This is a genomic window from Paenibacillus psychroresistens (assembly GCF_009728935.1).
GTDB classification, from domain to species: Bacteria; Bacillota; Bacilli; order Paenibacillales; family NBRC-103111; genus Paenibacillus_AC; species Paenibacillus_AC psychroresistens.
The window spans coordinates 2,087,519-2,105,066 of the sequence record NZ_CP034235.1; the positions used below are offsets into that span (position 1 = coordinate 2,087,519).

The window sequence follows — 17,548 nt, forward strand, 5'->3', positions numbered from 1 at the left end:
ACTTCAATAGAATAATAAATTATAATTTCGTTACACGATCGTTTAATGAATTTGTGCAATTAAGATAGGAGAACGAGATCATGAAAAAAGTGCCCAGAACTAGTCGCGACCTTCAGGCAGCTGAACGCAGAGCTCAAATTCTACAAGGCGCTAAGGAGTTATTTGCTAAGCACGGTTATCATGGTACTTCTATTCGGACACTCAACAAGCATATAGAGATTACAGATGGGCTGTTGTATCATTATTTCCCTGGCGGCAAGCAGGAAATTCTGGAGACCATTTTTCAGGAGACTCAGGCTTACAGGGTGAAGATTATGGATGATCTGATTGCCGGTATTAAGCCGGGGCAGCCATTGGAAGAGGCGCTTTATCTTCTGGTTAGCGGCATGGTCAAAACGATGGCAGGCGATAGAGATTTCTTGAAAATCATGCTGCACAATTCCGAATCGATTATGTCAGAGGACAAAAATTTTTTCAGCAAAATGATTTTGCAAAGGAGTCAAGCACTAACTGATGCTTTGGCACATAGAGCGAAGGACGGAGAAATTCGTGAAATGGACTTTCAAGCTGCCGCAAAACAAGTCGTTTCGATAGGCATTATGGCTGTTTTTTCTGAAGTGACAGAATTGAACCTAGTCGACAACTCGGACGTGGAAAGTTATTTGAAGAATATGGTCACTTTTACAGTCTCGTTATGGAGAAAGTGATTATTTTTTTGCTAATTCGTTCACACAACGTTGAATGAATTAAATGCCTATAGGAGGATGTATATGAATCGTTTTTTTAAACAGAAACACCCGTATCTTGCTATTCCTGCTGTTTTTCTTGTCGTCCTGTTTCTTGGTTTAGCTCAACTAGGATCAACAGTCAACCCTGCACCGAAGAATTTGCCTGTACTGCTTGTTCAGAGCGATAGCGGAGTTAAATTGCCGACTAATCAAGAAATGAATTTTGGCAAGACGATTGAGGATAAATTATCAATGGCTCCAGCTTCAGTAGGTGTGATTTCCCCGCTGCATTGGTCGATACTGGGGACCGAGCAGGAAGCAATCGACGCGATGAATCATGAGCAGGCTTACGCTGCCATCGTGGTTCCAGCTGATTTTAGTACTAAAATTACCAGTTTGTTGACCCCCCAGCCTCTGCCCTCCTTGATTACTGTCTATGTGAATCAAGGGATGAATTATAACGGAGCAGCCATGACAAACCAAGTAATCAGCCAGATGGTTGCAGGCATCAACGTGCAAATAAGAGAGCAGCTGTTGGCTCAACTTGGACAACACAGCGGTACTACGCTAACCATTGATCAAGCCAAAGCATTCGCTTCACCTATTTCTGTCACAACGAAAATGATCAATGCTGTAGGAACGAATAGCTCGAACGGCAATGCGCCTATTGTTCTGACTCAGCTTGCCTGGTTTGGTGCTATGGTGGGTACTATGTTACTTTTTATAGCATCAATGAAAGCAGTTCAATCAGGCTCACGTCTCCACCGCCTTGGCATACGGGTAGCTCAGATCTCGGGTGGTGTTGTCGTTAATGCGGCAGCAGCTGGCAGTATTCTTCTGATAGCAGGCCAATGGCTGGGATTATCGATTCCAAATTATGGGGAGACCTATCTTTTCTTGTTCTTTGCCGGATTCATATTCTTCCTGCTGCAAACCGCGATTGTGAGCTGGCTTGGACTTGCAGGCGTGCCGTTATTCGTCCTAGTTTTTTTCTTCGGTGCACCAGTATTGTCTCTGCCACCGCAACTGCTTCCAGCCTTCAGCCATGACTGGCTCTACTCGTGGATACCGCTTCGTTTCTCTGTAGAGGGGCTGCGCGATTTGTTCTATTTTGGTAAAGGGTTAAATATAGGCGATGCAATCTGGACATTAAGTATCATCGGCTTCGCAAGTATTGTGCTTAGTCTCCTGTCTGTTTTGAAAAAACATAAAGAACCAGCGATTAGTGTGGAGCAGGGAACTGCCATTTAGCATATTTTGTTTGAACAGCTATTTACTGGTCAGATACTGGCCCCTACATCCAAATTGGCTTTCTAGAATAGCATTTATCTTGTTAAATAAAGCGCCATTCAGCAACAGAACCTACAATTGTGTTGCTTTAAACAAAAGTATCTGTTGACCTGTCAAACAATGAGATAAGCTCCATAGAAGACTTGCAGGGAAAGAAATTATTTATTGGCTCGTACATTCTTGATCATGGGATTTATTTTCGCTATTTCAGAAGCTTAGAAAATGGATTTTCATGTGAATTATGGTTGGCGCACACGAGCTCTCTGAAAAGGATTTTGAAAATTACTGACGAGATAAAATAAAGTTTTTGTATATAAAACAAAGTTTTTTAATGTGATAAATCGAATCAAACTGATTAGAAATATTAGCTACATAAAAGGCAACCAGCACAAATAAAAGGTTGTCTTTTTTTATGCAAAAAGAAAATCTAATCAGGGTCAAACTTTGATTAATTACTGCGAAGGTCACTTATTAAGGATTGTGCCATACCGTTATGGAGCTCATTGGCAATCTGTTGTTCCCGTAATTGGTGTAGAGGTTTTTAAAATTAGGCTATATCCAGAAGGGACCACATGTCCACTCTTTTGTTGATTAAAACCAAAACCGCTGCCAATTGGCAGCGGTTTCTTTAAGATCAAGGGCATCATTTTCTGTTGGAAAGGAATCGCCGTTGACCGCAATCAGCTTGCTCATCCGTCACTATAAATCTTTGCAACATAGGTGAATGGCAGCACTCATTTTATCTGAGAACTCTTGCCGCAGTACAAGTGCATATTTCCAGGTTAAGGCACAAGCGCAAAGAATGTTAGCAATAGTTTTAGCTTGTTTTTCTTTGTTGTCTGTTTTCTCCTTAGATGCCGACAGAATAGTCTGTTCGATTTTCATTTGAAATAAAGAACTATTGATCATAACAGCGTTTCCGAGGATACGTTCGCATTGGGTTTGGATATCGGGATGAAGGAGTCCTACATGACGGCCGAACCACTCGTCTAATAACTTGAAAAGTTTTTCTTCCAAGCTTAATGTGTCATCTTCAATTACTTGATCAGTTGTAAGTTGACCATCATTAAAAGCTTTAAGAAATGAGGCGCGAAAAAGGTCATCTTTATTTTTATAATGAAGGTAAATTCCCTGACGTGAGATGCCCGCAGCCTTTGCAATATCCTCAATAGATGTCTTCCTATAACCATTTTTGGAAAATACAGATATTGCTGTATCCAACACGTAATCTAGTCTTGTCGATTCTTTTTTGTCCATATTTTAAAATTAACAATTAAGTCGATGATTGTCAAGCTTGCTAGTACTCCAATTACTCGGACTGAAAGGCATTATTGCTTATTTATTCATGATAACAATAGAGAGAAAAGTGCACGATAAGAAACAGAGCCATTTTTCTTAATAAAAGATGAATTAAACAAAGCCCCACATAAACTGGGGCTTTGTCTACAGTCTGAGTCTAACTGAGTTTTTCAGTTAGACTCTTTATTTGTAGCTTCTTTTAAATTACTTAAATCACGGCAACACAAGTGGATTGCATCAGACATCTTCACCATAAATTCATGACGTGAAGAGCAACTATGTTTCCATTTCGATCCACAGGCAAATAATATCTCGGCAATAATCGCAGCATCTTTAACCGATTCCGTTGATTCTTTTACAGATGAAGCCTGAATGATTTTTTGAAGTTTTGTTTGGAAAGAGGAATTACTTGTTGCAATAACATCCCCGAGAACGCGCTGACATTGAGCAGCAAGATCGGAGGCTTCAGGAAGAAGGAGGCCAGCATGCCGACCAAACCATTCATCTAATGCTTTAAACAGTTTTTCTTCCAGCGATAACGCATCATCATCAAGTATCTGATCTCCCACTTGAAGGCCGTCATAAATCGTTTTTTGAATTGAAGCGCTAAAGATACTCTCTTTATTTTTAAAATGAAGATATATCCCTTGTCGAGAGATGCCCGCTGCTGTTGCGATATCCTCAATGGACGTTTTTCTATAACCGTATCGTGAAAAAATATTAAGAGCTGTTTCAAGAACATGTCCCAGTCTTGCCGATTCTTTTTTATCCATGAGTTTAAGTTAACAAAATAGATGAAAAGTGTCAAGTTTTTTTGTTTTATTACTTGACATTAAGTACAGTTAGTGTAAATATAGTAAATGTTAATTCAAAATTTAAATTATGGAGGGACAGTGTATTGCAAAACTACATGTAACAGATAATAGGTTATTTTAAAAAATGTCACCTTTGACAGCATCGGCGTAATGATCGTCAGCTACTTCTATATCAGAATCAGCTTAATGAATTTAAAAAAAGTCATGAAAAAATTAAAAGTTCCGCCCCAAAGGTGACTATTCTTTACGGTCAAGATAGTGGTCAATATAGTAATTACAAAAACAAATTTGAATTGGAAATGGAAAATATATGAAATATTATCTCTTGGGTAAAAGCGGTCTGCGCGTTTCCGAACTGAGTCTTGGAACCATGACCTTTGGCACGGAGGCGGGCTGGGGCACTGACATGAACGAAGCTCAGAAAATACTTGATCTTTATACCGACCGAGGCGGCAACTTCGTGGATACGGCTAACGTATATATGAACGGCTCATCCGAAAAGATGTTGGGGAACCTTCTGGCAGATAAGCGTAACCAAATTGTTCTATCCACCAAATATACGATGAATGCACATCCTGGCGATCCAAATGGAGGCGGAAACCATCGCAAGAGCATGGTTCGCTCAGTTGAAGAAAGTCTTAAAAGACTCAAAACCGATTACATTGATCTACTCTATATGCATATATGGGATGACACGACACCTGTTGAAGAAATATTGCGAACAATGGACGATTTGGTTCGCTCGGGAAAGGTCCTCTATGTGGGGATCTCGGACACTCCCGCTTGGCAAGTAGCCAGAATGCAAGCGATAGCCGATCTGCGGGGGTGGTCTCCACTTGTGGCACTTCAAATTGAATACAGTCTTATTGAGCGGACGAGCGAGCGGGAACTGATTCCGATGGCCAATGATATGGGGCTTGGTGTTGTTCCATGGTCGCCGCTTGGAAGCGGACTGTTATCCGGAAAATATACCAGAGAAGACTTTCAATATTCAGTCGACTCAGCAGAAATTAAAGGCACTAAAAAAGCTGGCATTATCACTCAAGGCAAATTTACGGAACGCAACATGACAATTGTGGAAGAAGTAAATCAAATTGCCTCAGAGATTAACAAGTTGCCTGCACAAGTCGCGCTCGCTTGGCTCCTCTCCAAGAAAACCGTCACATCCATTACTTTGGGAGTGAGATCAGTTGAGCAATTAGAAAATAACCTGGGCTCTCTAGAAGTTAATCTCAGTTCCGATCAAATCAAGCGGCTTGACGAAGCAAGCCGCATTGACTTGGGCTTCCCACATGAGACTCTCGCAAACCCAGTCAATAAAAAGTACATTACTGGTGGAATCGAAGTCTTGCGTAGATAGTTCTGCCGTTCAGATTGTAGATAAAATCCGTGTCTTTTCTAGAGACAAATTGTTTCCCATTCTGTTCTAGCTGGTTGTGCAAAAAGGAAATTTCGTCGCTGCGAGAGCCGTAAGTTGCTGGAGAAGCTAATATAGTTGCTAAAGCTATTCAGTTACTATTCCCCGGTTGTCTCTAGCTTACAGGTGGACAGTCAAAATGAAACAGTTGAATGTGACAACCAAAAATGAAGGGGAAGATAAATAATGCAAAAACGTAAATTAGGAAAAGAATTGGAAGTTTCTGCTATTGGGCTCGGTTGTATGGGAATGAGCGTTGCATTTGGTCCTGCACCAGACAAAAAAGAAATGATTTCGCTGATTCATGCGGCTGTTGATCGCGGTGTTACTTTCTTCGATACTGCCGAAGCGTATGGTCCAAATGAAGAATTGGTAGGAGAAGCGCTTGCCCCATTCAAGAAAGATATTGTCATTTCGACTAAATTTGGTTTTTATTCGGTAAATGGCCAGCAGGTGCTTAACAGCAAGCCAGAGCAAATCAGGCAATCCGTCGAAGGCTCACTCAAACGCCTTAAAATAGATACTATTGATTTATACTATCAACATCGTGTTGACCCGAGCGTGCCGATTGAGGAAGTAGCCGGAGTCGTACAAGACCTAATCAAGGAAGGTAAAATTAAGTATTGGGGACTTTCTGAAGCAGGAGTGGACACGATTCGCCGTGCAAACGCGGTTCATCCGGTCACTGCGATTCAAAGTGAGTACTCCATGATGTGGAGAAGCCCTAAAGAAAAACTTCTGCCTGCACTTGAAGAACTCGGAATCGGTTTTGTTCCTTTCAGCCCGCTAGGCAAGGGTTTCCTTACCGGAAAAATTGATAAGAATGCAACATTTGAAAGCTCCGATTTCCGAAGCATTGTTCCTCAATTTACACATGAAAATATGGAAGCAAATCAGGTTTTAGTCGATTTGATCAAGATGATTGCTGCTGGGAAGGACGCATCGCCGGCTCAAATCGCACTCGCGTGGGTCCTTGCCCAGAAGCCATGGATTGTTCCGATTCCAGGTACAACAAAATTGGAGCGTCTTGAAGAAAACCTTGGCGCAACGGAGGTTCAACTAACTCCTGTGGAACTGGTTGATTTGAATGACGCACTTTCAAAGATTGAAATTTCCGGAGACCGCTTGCCGGCAGATTTCTTAGATAAAGTTGACAAGTAAAGTACAACTAATAAAAAACTCTATAACGCTCTTGGAAATATCTCACATACCATCTTACCCTTAGTAAAATAATTGCCGATTTATATTGCTTCCTTTCAAATAAATCCATTTTCATTTCAAAATATGTTGCTCCATCCCTTGACTTTATTATCAATTACATTATCACGAATTAGAGCTTTGCACCACTATCGGAGTATCTGTTTCATCGATTTTTGTAGGAAATTGCATTGAACAAAAAGAGGATGCTGCCAAATAGAAGCAGCATCCTTTTTCCCAGAAGAAGCAGCCGAAGGCTGCTCCATTATAATTCAATTGCCAATAGAAAGGTAGTTCATTTTCTAAGCGTCAACATCGGTAGAATAGGCAAGGTCCTTTTGAGCTTCAAGCACGGCCAGACGTGAAGTCAAGCTTTTGTGAACGAACTCATACGCGTCGCTTCCCAGCGTTAATCTCAAAGGCGCCTTTTCTGCATCTGCGGCAGCAATCATGGCATGAGCCATCTTCACCGGATCCCCTTTTATAGCCTCATTATCAATTACTTTCATAGTGTTCCGCATATAGCCAACGGGTGTATTCTCATAAACAGCCATTGCTTCTCCCGCAATCATACTGCCTCCTGCAAAGTTCGTACGAGCGCCGCCTGGTTCAACCAATGTAACTTGTATATTGAAAGAAGCTACCTCCTGCACGACGGATTCAATGAAGCCCTCTATAGCCCATTTAGTCGCATGATAAATACTAAGTGCTGGAAAAGCGATTTGTCCACCCATGCTGGAAAGCTGTAGAATACGGCCGCCGCCCTGAGCACGGAGATAAGGAAGAGTAGCCCGAGTAACCTGAATCGAACCAATGATATTGGTGTTTATTTGATGTGTGATTTGTTCATCGCTAACTTCCTCTGACGCGCCAAACAAACCATATCCCGCATTATTAACAACAACATCGATGTGACTGAGTTCTTTAAATGCCTGATCGACAACTTCGCGAATCGACTGAGTATCAGTTACGTCTAGTACTGCGACCCACAATTGATCTCCATAGACGGCTTTCAAATCGTCTAACGTATTCGTTTTACGGGCAGTGGCTGCAACCCGATCGCCTCGCTCGAGTAATAGCTCAGTAAGGCTTCGGCCAAAGCCGCTTGAGGTTCCGGTTATAAACCAAGTTTTCATTGATAATTCCTCCATTGTAAAGAATAGTGTTGTCGTCCGACTTAAACTATAATATCAAACTAAATTAACTAAATCAATACATTTAGTTAATTTAGTTTTATTGGTATTTTGAATGTATAATTGTGTTATAATATGCATCAGACCGGTAAGGGGGAGAAATATGCACGAAAATCAACGCGATGAGATGCGCGAAGAAATGATAAGACGTCTCATTATTCGTTCCCGCAAAGACAGCCTGAATTCCATGAGAGCTGAAGACATGGCGAAATATATGGAACTAAGCAAAGTGACAATGTATAAATATTTTTCATCAAAAGATGAAATATTAACCATGATCATCTCGAATTTTAAAAATTATTTGCGTAATGAGACAGTACTTTCAATGGAGGGAAGCGATTCTTTTCTGAAAGGGTATCAACAATCATTTGAACAATCTTTAATGATCAACTACTATTTTTCAGAGCATTTCGTCAATGACTTCAAAACAAATAATCCGCGGTTGTATGAAGAGATTGCGGATGCACAGCATTTCCGCTTCGAACGGCTTGATAAACTATATCGTTTGGGAGCGAAGCAAGGTGTTTTTTACCCCGTGAACTCAGCAATTCTTATATTGGACGACGAACTGATTTTACGGCGCATACTGGATCCGTCATTCTTGGTTCAGCACAGTTTGCATTTGGAAAAAGCTCTGCTTGATTACTACGAAATGCAAAAGAGGAAATTAATCTGTCAGAAGTACCTGGAGACCATGGACAATTCGTCGATTGAAGTGCTTATACGGCACTTTGTGGCAAAAAATTCAAGGAACTTATAACACATGGCGCACATGCCCATTTGCTATCAATGCTTATGGGCACTTTCAATGTAGGAAGCGATACGGAAAAAAGTAAAATGCGCCTGGCTATTATCGTTTTGTTGATTCGTAAAGTCATTATTCGATTGATTACTATTTATCAAGCGATTAAATACTTTTTCATTCACGCAGTTGGTCGATTGGATGAAGCTGAAAAAGCACTGACCCCACCCGAAGAACGAAGGAAGATTTATTGGGAAGCAAGAATAACTCTTTTAATCTATATCTTACATTGCCGGTTACTGCATCTATATCCGCAGTATATTGCCTCTTATGTTCGTAGGTTTGCTTCATTCTAAGGTTCCTTCATATTTCGAAGCTATCCTTCATGCAGCATACAAGTCTCTATGAAGATACACCCGATCATCGGCTTTGTTTAAGAACACTTTATACCAATGAGTTGCTTCAATTTTCATCATTCCTACTATATCTCGATAACTTGAACTATTATATTCAATCTGGCTACCAATGTAAGTTGCTCCATTCTATGGCTTCATAACAGTTAGGTTATCATGAATCAGAACTTTGCACCAAAACCTGATCTAGAACCTTTTGTAGAGTAGCTTCCCCATGACTCCAAACAATTTTCATGATATGCAGCTCCAATGGGTAAAGGAATTTTGATAAAATCTCATCTTGTTTTCCTTAATAATGATCCCCTTAAGTAAGCAATTGTACATTATGGAGGTTTGAAGTAAAAAGGGATTTGATTAGCTTTGTGCTTCAAACGTAAAATGTTGTTAAAGTCTAGAAATAGGAGGAATCATTTAATGCAAACAAAAAAATTAGGAGAACTTGAAGTATCCGCTTTGGGTTTAGGATGTATGGGTATGTCTGAATTTTACAGTGGCAGGGATGAGCAAGAATCCTTGAGGACGATCGACCGTGCATTGGAGCTTGGCATTACATTTCTAGATACGGCGAATTCCTACGGACTAGGCCAAAATGAAGAGCTTATCGGCCGTGCTATAAAAGGAAGGCGAGATAAAGTCATTCTGGCAACGAAGTTTGGCAACGTGAGAGCTGAGGATGGATCTTATGCAGGTGTGAACGGCAGTCCCGAATATGTAAAGCAAGCATGCGATGCTAGTCTTCGTCGGCTGAATGTCGATTATATAGATTTGTATTACCAGCATCGTGTAGATCCAAACACACCAATTGAAGAAACGATTGGAGCGATGGCTGAGTTATTACGAGAAGGGAAAATCCGATATTTAGGCTTATCTGAGGCTGCTCCTGCAACGATCCGTCGCGCCCATAATGTTCACCCCATTTCGGCGCTGCAGACCGAGTACTCGCTTTGGAGTAGAGAGGTTGAGGATGAAATTTTGCCATTATGCCGAGAGCTAGGGATTGGGTTTGTTCCTTATAGTCCTCTTGGAAGAGGTTTCCTAACAGGACAGATCAAGCAGTTTGAGGATCTCGCGAAAGACGATTATCGCCGCAATTCGCCGCGTTTTCAAGGGGAGAACTTTCGGAAAAATTTGGATCTTGTGAATAAAATCGAAGTTATGGCCAAGGACAAAAACTGCAAGCCAGCCCAGCTGGCTTTGGCTTGGTTGCTCGCACAAGGAGATGATATTGTACCGATTCCAGGGACGAAGCAAAGAGCATATCTTGAGGAAAACATCTCTGTATTCAATGTTGTGCTTACAGATTCAGACTTATTGCGTATTAACGAGATTGCCCCGAAAGGGATCGCATCGGGAACACGTTATCCTGAGGCCCAGATGAGAGTATTGAATCAATGAGTATGCTGGTTTAGACTGTCTTTTTTGTGGACTGGTATTGAATCCGTTTTAGTATGTAGTTGCCACGATTTGCTGTGCAGTTTTGCTTTCTTATTAGGTTTATAATCTGCTTGGACATAATTACTTGCTGGTTGATTCATTGACACTGACTCCTCTTCTTGCTAGATATAAAGAGCCAAGACGCAGTATATTCGTCTTGGCTCTTTATATCTAGCTTTTATTAATTTATATTGTAGCGCTCATTTCATCAAGAATCGCCTGCGTCATTTTGTGGTGCTTGTTGCTCTCTTAACATCAGCTCTCGTAGCGCGTTTCTTTAAAAGAAGTCCTATAGGTTGACGTCCTTCATATGCATCTCGAGCATGCGCTCGCCGTGAGCGATGTCCTTCGGACTGACCGACTCGATTCGGGCAAGATCGTTAGCCGTCAGCACCACGTTGACTGAAGCCGTGTTCTCCTCCAGGTATGAAATCCGTTTCGTGCCTGGAATCGGGAGCGCGCCGTTCGCGATCGTCCAGGCCAGCGCTAGCTGGGAGGGCGTGCATGCTTTTTCCCGTGCAATTTTCTTTATCTCCTCGAGGACGTCGAGATTTTTCTGGAAGTTCTCACCTTGATAACGGGGCATATGACGGCGGATGTCGTCCTCGGTCAGATCCTCGAAGGATGCGATTTCTCCGGAGATAATACCCCGACTCAAGGGGCTGTAGGCAACATGCGTCAGGCCGAGCTCTGTGACGACAGGCAGGATGTCATTTTCAATTTCGCGGCTCCATAGGGAGTATTCCGTCTGGAGGGCGGAGATGGGATGGACGGCGTGAGCTCGTCGAATCGTAGCCGCTCCGGCTTCCGACAATCCTAGATAACGCACTTTACCGGCCTTCACGAGATCAGCCATGGCGCCGACTGTTTCCTCGATCGGAACGTTCGGATCGACGCGATGCTGGTAATAGAGATCGACGTGATCGAGATCCAGATGCTGCAAACTCTCATCGATCGATTTCCGGACGAAGTCGGGTCGGCCGTTGATGGAATAATCCTTCTGAAAGCCAAACTTCGTTGCGACGACCGCTTGTTCGCGACGGTTCTTAAGCGCTTTGCCAAGCAGTTGCTCGTTGTGACCGAACCCGTACAGGCTTGCCGTGTCCAGCAACGTTACGCCTAGCTCCAACGCCCGATGGATCGTGCGGATGGAGTCCTCGTCGTTCGTTTGACCGTATATGCCAGGCGACATACCCATCATGCCGAGGCCGATGGAGGACACCTTCAAGTCGCTGTTCCCTAGTGTTCTGGTTATCATGGTTAAATCCACTCCTTTGTTAATTGGGATAAATCAGGCTAATCAGGAATTCAGCATCGAAGCGAAGTCCAGCACAATACTCTGTATTTTCCACCCGTCTGCTTCGCGGACATAGCGCACGTCTTCGCTTTGGTACACCAGGTTCGCCTGGCCGCTCCCTTTAATGCCGACCCACAGCAAGTATTTGCCTGTTGCTGTGTCGCGATCGACATCGACGATATCGTTGGTGAAGCTGTGCATGCCGAGCTCTCCGCCTGCCGTCTGCACCTTCAGCATTTCTACGATCTCAAGGGCGCCCTTGACGTCGACTCCCATAGCCGCAGAGGTCCATGTGGCGTCGGCCGTGAACAAGGATGGAAGCTTGTCAAAGAAGACTTCCTTGCCGTTCCAGCCTTTATCTACATAATGCCCGTAGGTATATTGCAGCTTTTGGATCGCTTCAATATCTTCTAACTTCTGAATGCGTTGTTCCAATGTTTGACCAGACATGTATTGATCTCTCCATTCGAGGTAGAATAGGTCCGAAACGCATCTTACGCTTCGTTGAATCAACTATAGCATGGTCGAATATATAAATAAAACGAAAAAAGTAAAAACCGTATAGTGCGTATAATTAGTATTTTATGTACATTAATTCTTCAAATCTGCTATACTGGGAACAGGTAGGAAAGGGTGGTCGTAGTGGAAGTCAATCCTCAACAAGATGAAACGAAGATGAAGCTAGTCAATAAAGTCGTCCCCATGATTCGAAGAAACGGTTTCCAATCGTTGAAGATGGAAGAAATTGCGAAGCATATGGACGTCAGTAAAGCGACGCTTTATAAATATTTCTCCTCCAAAGTCGATGTCATAGATGCGGCAGTGAGTGTTCTCGTCGACTATATCCGAGAGCAAATTGCCCCCCAGGACGGCAATTTAGCCTCTTTTGGAAGGGGATTCCAAATGCTGTTCGAGCAGTCAGTTATCCTCGGCGCTTATATTTCAGATGGATTTCTCAAGGAACTACAAGCTGTTTACGAAGATCAACATCAGCGCCTTCAAGACGCCATGCTCGACCGCCAAGCTCATATTTCATCATTCTATAGGCAAGGCATTCAGAATGGGGTCTTCCATGCCAATAGCGAGCAACTCATGTTCTTGCAGGATTATGTACTGACACGGGCTATGCTGGAGGTTAAGTTTCTAATGCAGTACCAGCTGACCCTTGAGCAGGTGATCGCGGCTTACTATGGTCTCGTGAAAAACCAGCTGATAAAAGCGGAATTCCAGGAGCTCGTGGATGATACGGTTATGCATGCGGTCTTTGTGAAAATCGCTGCGAAGGTGACCCGTGACCTGCACTGAGCCTCTTTGTCGATACATTTAATTCCACTTATTCCCGAGTATCACTATTTTGTGGACCTTTTTGGAGGAGAAACTTCAGTCACTTTAGCTTTTAAGCCACGATGTAAGTGTTGCTTATCCAAATAGTTTTGAATTACCCAACAATGTTTTGAATTTTCAAATATAGTTTAGAACTGAAAGAGCTAGGACTTTCCATTAGGTGAGATCGATTGTTGGTTTACAATATTTTTTATTATTGGATAAAAATGCATTTATGTACAAATTAAATCAGAACTCACAAGTTTATTAGGCTTGTGAGTTTATTTTTATCGTAAATACTGAAAAAGATTTTGAATTTTATTGGTGCTACTTTAGAAAAGAAGCTAACATGAGATTAAAGTAGTTTTTTAATTGACTCACAATTCAATCTGGGAAAATACGCAACCAAGTAAATACTTAAAAAATGGAAAAGCACAGAATGTATTGGCGTTTAATAGAGTTAATTTTGGATGTAGCTTCCAGCAATCTGCTTGGTGTACTTGAAACAACGATTAATGAGACTTACCTCTCTGGTTTGTATGCGAATATTAAGATAGGGGATACTGGCGGTTTTTTTATTGTTGGTTCAGATGGAAGGGTTATTTCTGATGCTGATCGGTCAAAACTCTATCAAAACATAAATAGCGAACCTTATTTTAAAAAAATTATCAATATAGAATCATTTAGAGGTGTAGTGACCATTGATGGATAAAAACAGCTGATTGCCAGCAAATCTTATCCCAGAATGGGTTGGATTCTGTTAGCTAAAGTTCCTGTTAAGGAATTTACAATCGATAAAACAAATTTAACCATTCAAATTTATCTGATTGGGATCATTTTATTAGTTGTTGCTATCTTTCTATCGAATGTAGTATCAATTACAATTACGAAACCGATTAAACTGCTGATAGAAATGGTAAAAGGTGTTGCTGAAGGTGATCTGGAAATGAGAGTTGATGTTGCCAATAAAGATGAGGTGGGTTTGTTATCAAAGGAATTCAATCGTATGGTTCAAAAAACATCAGCGTTAGTAGAGAGGGTGTACCAGGAAGAAAAGGAGAAGCGAGAGTTTGAATTTGCTATGCTGCAAGCTCAAATTAACCCGCATTTTTTATACAACACCTTAGAAAATATTTGTGGATTGGCAGAGCTTGACCGGTTCTGGAGGTGGAACCCAGGCGAAGATCAGTCTTCCTCTGGCTGAGTAATTGTAGAGTAAACGAGAACTTCATATGCAATCCGACATTCTTCAGGCTTTCGCAATAAGCTCAGCCGGAAACGGAAAGCTCCAAACCAATAAACAGTCCTCTCCCCGATTGTAGTGCAAGAATTAAAAGTCATAGCAATTACCTATTAAACCGTAATTAACTATGCCGTAATACCAAATATTTTATTGAGTCATTCTACTGCAGAGAGGACAGACAAATTATTTTCGGTTTGCCCTTTTCTAATCGTACCCTGGAGAAAATGCTGTAATAAGCGGTGGGAAAAAAGTAGGCAACTGGGAAACAGTTAAATCGTGGGATGGCTTGACTTTATGGAGAACGGATGTCCCTGATTTGGTCAATACCCGTCATTTATACGTAAATGGCAGTCTGGCACCACGTTCACGGACATCTGTAAAAGAAACATCCGCCTGGGAGATTGCACAAAATGATGAGATGCCATTCTGGAAACACTTGGAAACGTATACTACCTTTCAAGGAGAGAAACAGGTTTATGCAGGATATCTGAATAAAGATAATCTAATGGCAAGCTGGAGCAATCCTCAGGATATCGAGTTTGTTTATAATGTGGGGTGGACCCACGTTATATGTCCGGTTGAAGGCATTGAGCAGCTGACGGACGGGACTGCGGTTCGGATGAAGATGCCATGCTTTCGGGACTGCCAGATCAAAGGCGGTGTGCAGGTTGGTGCTCCAAGCTATGTGGAAAACGTATTCGAGCTGCTTGATAAACAAGGTGAATGGTATTTTAACCGCCTCACCAGGACACTTTATTATGTGTCTCTAATGGAAGAAAATCCTAATGATATGGATATTGTAGTACCTTATGTGGAGCAACTGCTGGTTATTAAAGGAACACCGGAACAGCCGGTGTCAGGGCTTAGCTTCCATAATATTGACTTTAATTACACAACCTGGCTCCGTCCCGGAGAACAAGGACATGCAGAAGTGCAGGCAAGTCTTATCAAAGATCCTAATAACGATGAGAACTTACATTCATCATTTATTAAGCCATCTGCTGCAATCTTATTGAATGCCGTTCAGGACGTGATATTTACAGGATGCAGCTTCCGTCACCTGGGAAGTGGAGGAATCGATATTGAAAATGGCTCCTGTAATATTCAGGTTATTGGCAATGTTTTTAGCGATATAGCTGGCAGTGGAGTACAAGTAGGAGGGTTCACGGAACACGATGCCCATCCGACGGATTTACGGTTAATCGTAAAAGATAATGTAGTTCGAAATAATTATTTTTACGATATTGGTACAGAGTACAAAGGAAGTGTAGCGGTTCTGGCAGGGTATACCGAAGGTACGGTTATTGAACACAATGAGATATGTCGTGTGGCTTATTCGGGAATATCGGTTGGCTGGGGCTGGGGGTACTTTGACCCCGATTCGGATAAACGCTGGTCCAATCTGCCACCGGCTAATTACAATCGGTACGAAAAGCCCACTGTGGCTCGGCGCAACCGAATTGCATTTAATCATATCCATCAGGTGATGCAAAAGTTACATGACGGTGCGGGTATTTACACGCTATCGCTTCAGCCGGATTCCGCCATAATCGGCAATTACGTTCATGACAATGGACATGTAGGTGAAGTGCGTTACAGGGACGCGGTAATGAATCATCATTCCTGTTTTCCGGAGGATGGAGAAAAGCATAAGACCTATCTTCAGGCACCAGGATTTCCAGGTGGAATTTATCTAGACGAAGGTTCAGGTGGATTTGAAGTTGCGTTTAATGTAACTCACGGAGTGGCTATTCCGATTTTTTATCATAATGTTATGCGTGACCGATTTTACACGAACCACTTTCATGACAACCATTATGATAATCTGCCGGGTGATTCGAAATTTATGTCAGATATAGTAAGCAAGGCGGGATTGGAATCCGAATACAGGTATTTGTTAGAAAAATAGACAGGTGTAAGAATCATTTAATCCTCCGAGACCACTTTCTGATTGGGGACTGGAGTTCAGCTTCATGACGGTGCGGGCATTAATTATGTTGGCTCCTGGTGATGGCAGACTATGATAATATGCAATGTATTAATAAACATGAGAAGTGGTTGAATGAATCTGAAGCAGGCGAAGAATCAATCGAACAACACAAAATGATGGAAATATGGAGTACAAAGAAATTCTTGAAAGATTAAAGGTATTCAAATAAGGGAATTATAAAAAAGTATATTTTGGTGAATTTCAGCTAACTAAACTCCAACAAAGAAAACATACTGCTGCCTCCCGACTTCAATATCAGGTGAGGTGGCTATTGAGATAGTTTAGTTAGGAGATACATAGCTTGTACGGTATCCTTATCAATTTTTTTGTTATAGACCAATCAAGGGATTCCTTTAATGTAGTCCCTGATTGACCAGTAAGTGAGACATAGAAGCAGGTATTAAAGTCTAATATTCTCCAACGGGCTATATTTACGATGCTGCTCCTAAATATCACTGCGGAACAAATTTACATAATGCTTTACCATATCAAGAGAACTGTGACCCAAGATTTGTTGAAGTGTAAATGCATCTCCACCGTTCAACAAATAAAACTTGGCCATCGAGTGGCGGAAGGTATGAGGTGAGACACGAACACCGGATATCTTTGCTTTTTTTCCATACTCATGAATATTTTCTTGTACCGTTCGGGGGTGTATGGTGCGATTATCCAATGTGACAAACAGCATATTGGTTTGTAATTCTCCCCGTTCTCGGAGATACATCTCTAATACATTTGCACAAGTTTTTTGAAATGGGACCTGTCTCGCTTTGCGTTCTTTCCCTTTAAATACACGAAGTTCATTTTCGCTGAAAACGACATCATGGATCTGAAGAGACAACAACTCTTGAATCCGAATACCCGTTTCTAAAAGTACCATCATCATGGTATAGTCCCGGAGTCCAATAAACGTCTTGCGATTGGGTTGATTTAAAAGTTCGAGCGCTTGTTGCTTCGAAAAAGAAGGGATCATATTCTGCTCAGATTTGACGAGTGGAATGGCTGTAGAGATGTCATTCTCCCTATAACCCTCCTGAGCTAAAAACTTAAAAAAGACTTTATAGGATTTCAACCTCCCATTAATCGTGTAGCTGGATAATTCCTTCTCCATCATATACCCAATCACAATTTACTTGAGATGATTGTGTGTAATTAAGGTAGCATCCA

Annotated in this window: 17 protein-coding genes; 11 read left to right on the forward strand and 6 right to left on the reverse strand. The window is 41.8% G+C overall.

The window, feature by feature from the left end:
• The first annotated feature begins 80 nt into the window (after window positions 1-80).
• Both EHS13_RS09450 and EHS13_RS09455 read left to right on the forward strand, forming a co-directional pair.
• Window positions 81-707 (forward strand): TetR/AcrR family transcriptional regulator, encoded by a 627-nt coding sequence (locus tag EHS13_RS09450; protein ID WP_155700096.1) that lies wholly within the window; start codon window positions 81-83, stop codon window positions 705-707.
• Window positions 708-770: 63 nt separating this feature from the next.
• Window positions 771-1,979: a YhgE/Pip domain-containing protein gene (locus EHS13_RS09455; RefSeq protein WP_162463028.1), complete on the forward strand. Its 1,209-nt coding sequence runs from the start codon at window positions 771-773 to the stop codon at window positions 1,977-1,979.
• A 738-nt stretch (window positions 1,980-2,717) separates the two neighbouring features.
• On the opposite strand, the gene EHS13_RS09460 is transcribed toward EHS13_RS09455, so the two are convergent.
• On the reverse strand, window positions 2,718-3,275 hold the full coding sequence (locus tag EHS13_RS09460; RefSeq protein WP_155700098.1) for a TetR/AcrR family transcriptional regulator: 558 nt from the start codon (window positions 3,273-3,275) through the stop codon (window positions 2,718-2,720).
• A 212-nt stretch (window positions 3,276-3,487) separates the two neighbouring features.
• Entirely contained in the window at window positions 3,488-4,090 is a 603-nt protein-coding gene (locus tag EHS13_RS09465) for a TetR/AcrR family transcriptional regulator (protein ID WP_155700099.1), read from the reverse strand.
• 352 nt (window positions 4,091-4,442) lie between these two features.
• Between EHS13_RS09465 and EHS13_RS09470 the strand changes: the two genes are divergently transcribed.
• Both EHS13_RS09470 and EHS13_RS09475 read left to right on the forward strand, forming a co-directional pair.
• A complete protein-coding gene (locus EHS13_RS09470; RefSeq protein ID WP_155700100.1) occupies window positions 4,443-5,492 on the forward strand; it encodes an aldo/keto reductase in 1,050 nt (349 codons plus the stop codon).
• A 243-nt stretch (window positions 5,493-5,735) separates the two neighbouring features.
• A complete protein-coding gene (locus EHS13_RS09475) occupies window positions 5,736-6,710 on the forward strand; it encodes an aldo/keto reductase (RefSeq protein WP_155700101.1) in 975 nt (324 codons plus the stop codon).
• A 338-nt stretch (window positions 6,711-7,048) separates the two neighbouring features.
• Here EHS13_RS09475 and EHS13_RS09480 read toward each other — a convergent pair whose 3' ends face one another.
• Window positions 7,049-7,882: an SDR family oxidoreductase gene (locus EHS13_RS09480; protein ID WP_155700102.1), complete on the reverse strand. Its 834-nt coding sequence runs from the start codon at window positions 7,880-7,882 to the stop codon at window positions 7,049-7,051.
• 160 nt (window positions 7,883-8,042) lie between these two features.
• Here EHS13_RS09480 and EHS13_RS09485 point away from each other — a divergent pair, with 160 nt between their 5' ends.
• From EHS13_RS09485 to EHS13_RS09495, 3 genes are all read left to right on the forward strand, one after another.
• Window positions 8,043-8,699, forward strand: coding sequence for a TetR/AcrR family transcriptional regulator (locus tag EHS13_RS09485; protein ID WP_155700103.1), 657 nt, complete (start codon window positions 8,043-8,045; stop codon window positions 8,697-8,699).
• A 29-nt stretch (window positions 8,700-8,728) separates the two neighbouring features.
• A complete protein-coding gene (locus tag EHS13_RS09490) occupies window positions 8,729-9,037 on the forward strand; it encodes a hypothetical protein (protein WP_227013863.1) in 309 nt (102 codons plus the stop codon).
• A 471-nt stretch (window positions 9,038-9,508) separates the two neighbouring features.
• On the forward strand, window positions 9,509-10,489 hold the full coding sequence (locus tag EHS13_RS09495) for an aldo/keto reductase (RefSeq protein ID WP_155700105.1): 981 nt from the start codon (window positions 9,509-9,511) through the stop codon (window positions 10,487-10,489).
• 328 nt (window positions 10,490-10,817) lie between these two features.
• Here EHS13_RS09495 and EHS13_RS09500 read toward each other — a convergent pair whose 3' ends face one another.
• Window positions 10,818-11,786, reverse strand: a complete 969-nt coding sequence (locus EHS13_RS09500) for an aldo/keto reductase (RefSeq protein ID WP_155700106.1) — start codon at window positions 11,784-11,786, stop codon at window positions 10,818-10,820.
• Window positions 11,787-11,828: 42 nt separating this feature from the next.
• Window positions 11,829-12,275, reverse strand: coding sequence for a nuclear transport factor 2 family protein (locus EHS13_RS09505; protein ID WP_155700107.1), 447 nt, complete (start codon window positions 12,273-12,275; stop codon window positions 11,829-11,831).
• 192 nt (window positions 12,276-12,467) lie between these two features.
• Here EHS13_RS09505 and EHS13_RS09510 point away from each other — a divergent pair, with 192 nt between their 5' ends.
• The 4 genes from EHS13_RS09510 (at window position 12,468) to EHS13_RS09525 (ending at window position 16,300) form a co-directional block, all read left to right on the forward strand.
• Window positions 12,468-13,130 carry a TetR/AcrR family transcriptional regulator gene (locus EHS13_RS09510; RefSeq protein WP_162463030.1) on the forward strand — a complete coding sequence of 221 codons (663 nt, stop codon included), beginning with the start codon at window positions 12,468-12,470 and terminating at the stop codon, window positions 13,128-13,130.
• A 442-nt stretch (window positions 13,131-13,572) separates the two neighbouring features.
• Window positions 13,573-13,860, forward strand: coding sequence for a cache domain-containing protein (locus tag EHS13_RS09515; RefSeq protein WP_155700109.1), 288 nt, complete (start codon window positions 13,573-13,575; stop codon window positions 13,858-13,860).
• A gap of 33 nt (window positions 13,861-13,893) precedes the next feature.
• On the forward strand, window positions 13,894-14,352 hold the full coding sequence (locus tag EHS13_RS09520; protein ID WP_155700110.1) for a sensor histidine kinase: 459 nt from the start codon (window positions 13,894-13,896) through the stop codon (window positions 14,350-14,352).
• Window positions 14,353-14,677: 325 nt separating this feature from the next.
• Window positions 14,678-16,300 (forward strand): right-handed parallel beta-helix repeat-containing protein, encoded by a 1,623-nt coding sequence (locus EHS13_RS09525; protein ID WP_155700111.1) that lies wholly within the window; start codon window positions 14,678-14,680, stop codon window positions 16,298-16,300.
• 526 nt (window positions 16,301-16,826) lie between these two features.
• Here the strand turns inward: EHS13_RS09525 and EHS13_RS09530 are convergent.
• Window positions 16,827-17,507 (reverse strand): tyrosine-type recombinase/integrase, encoded by a 681-nt coding sequence (locus tag EHS13_RS09530; RefSeq protein WP_227013864.1) that lies wholly within the window; start codon window positions 17,505-17,507, stop codon window positions 16,827-16,829.
• Window positions 17,508-17,548 lie beyond the last annotated feature (41 nt).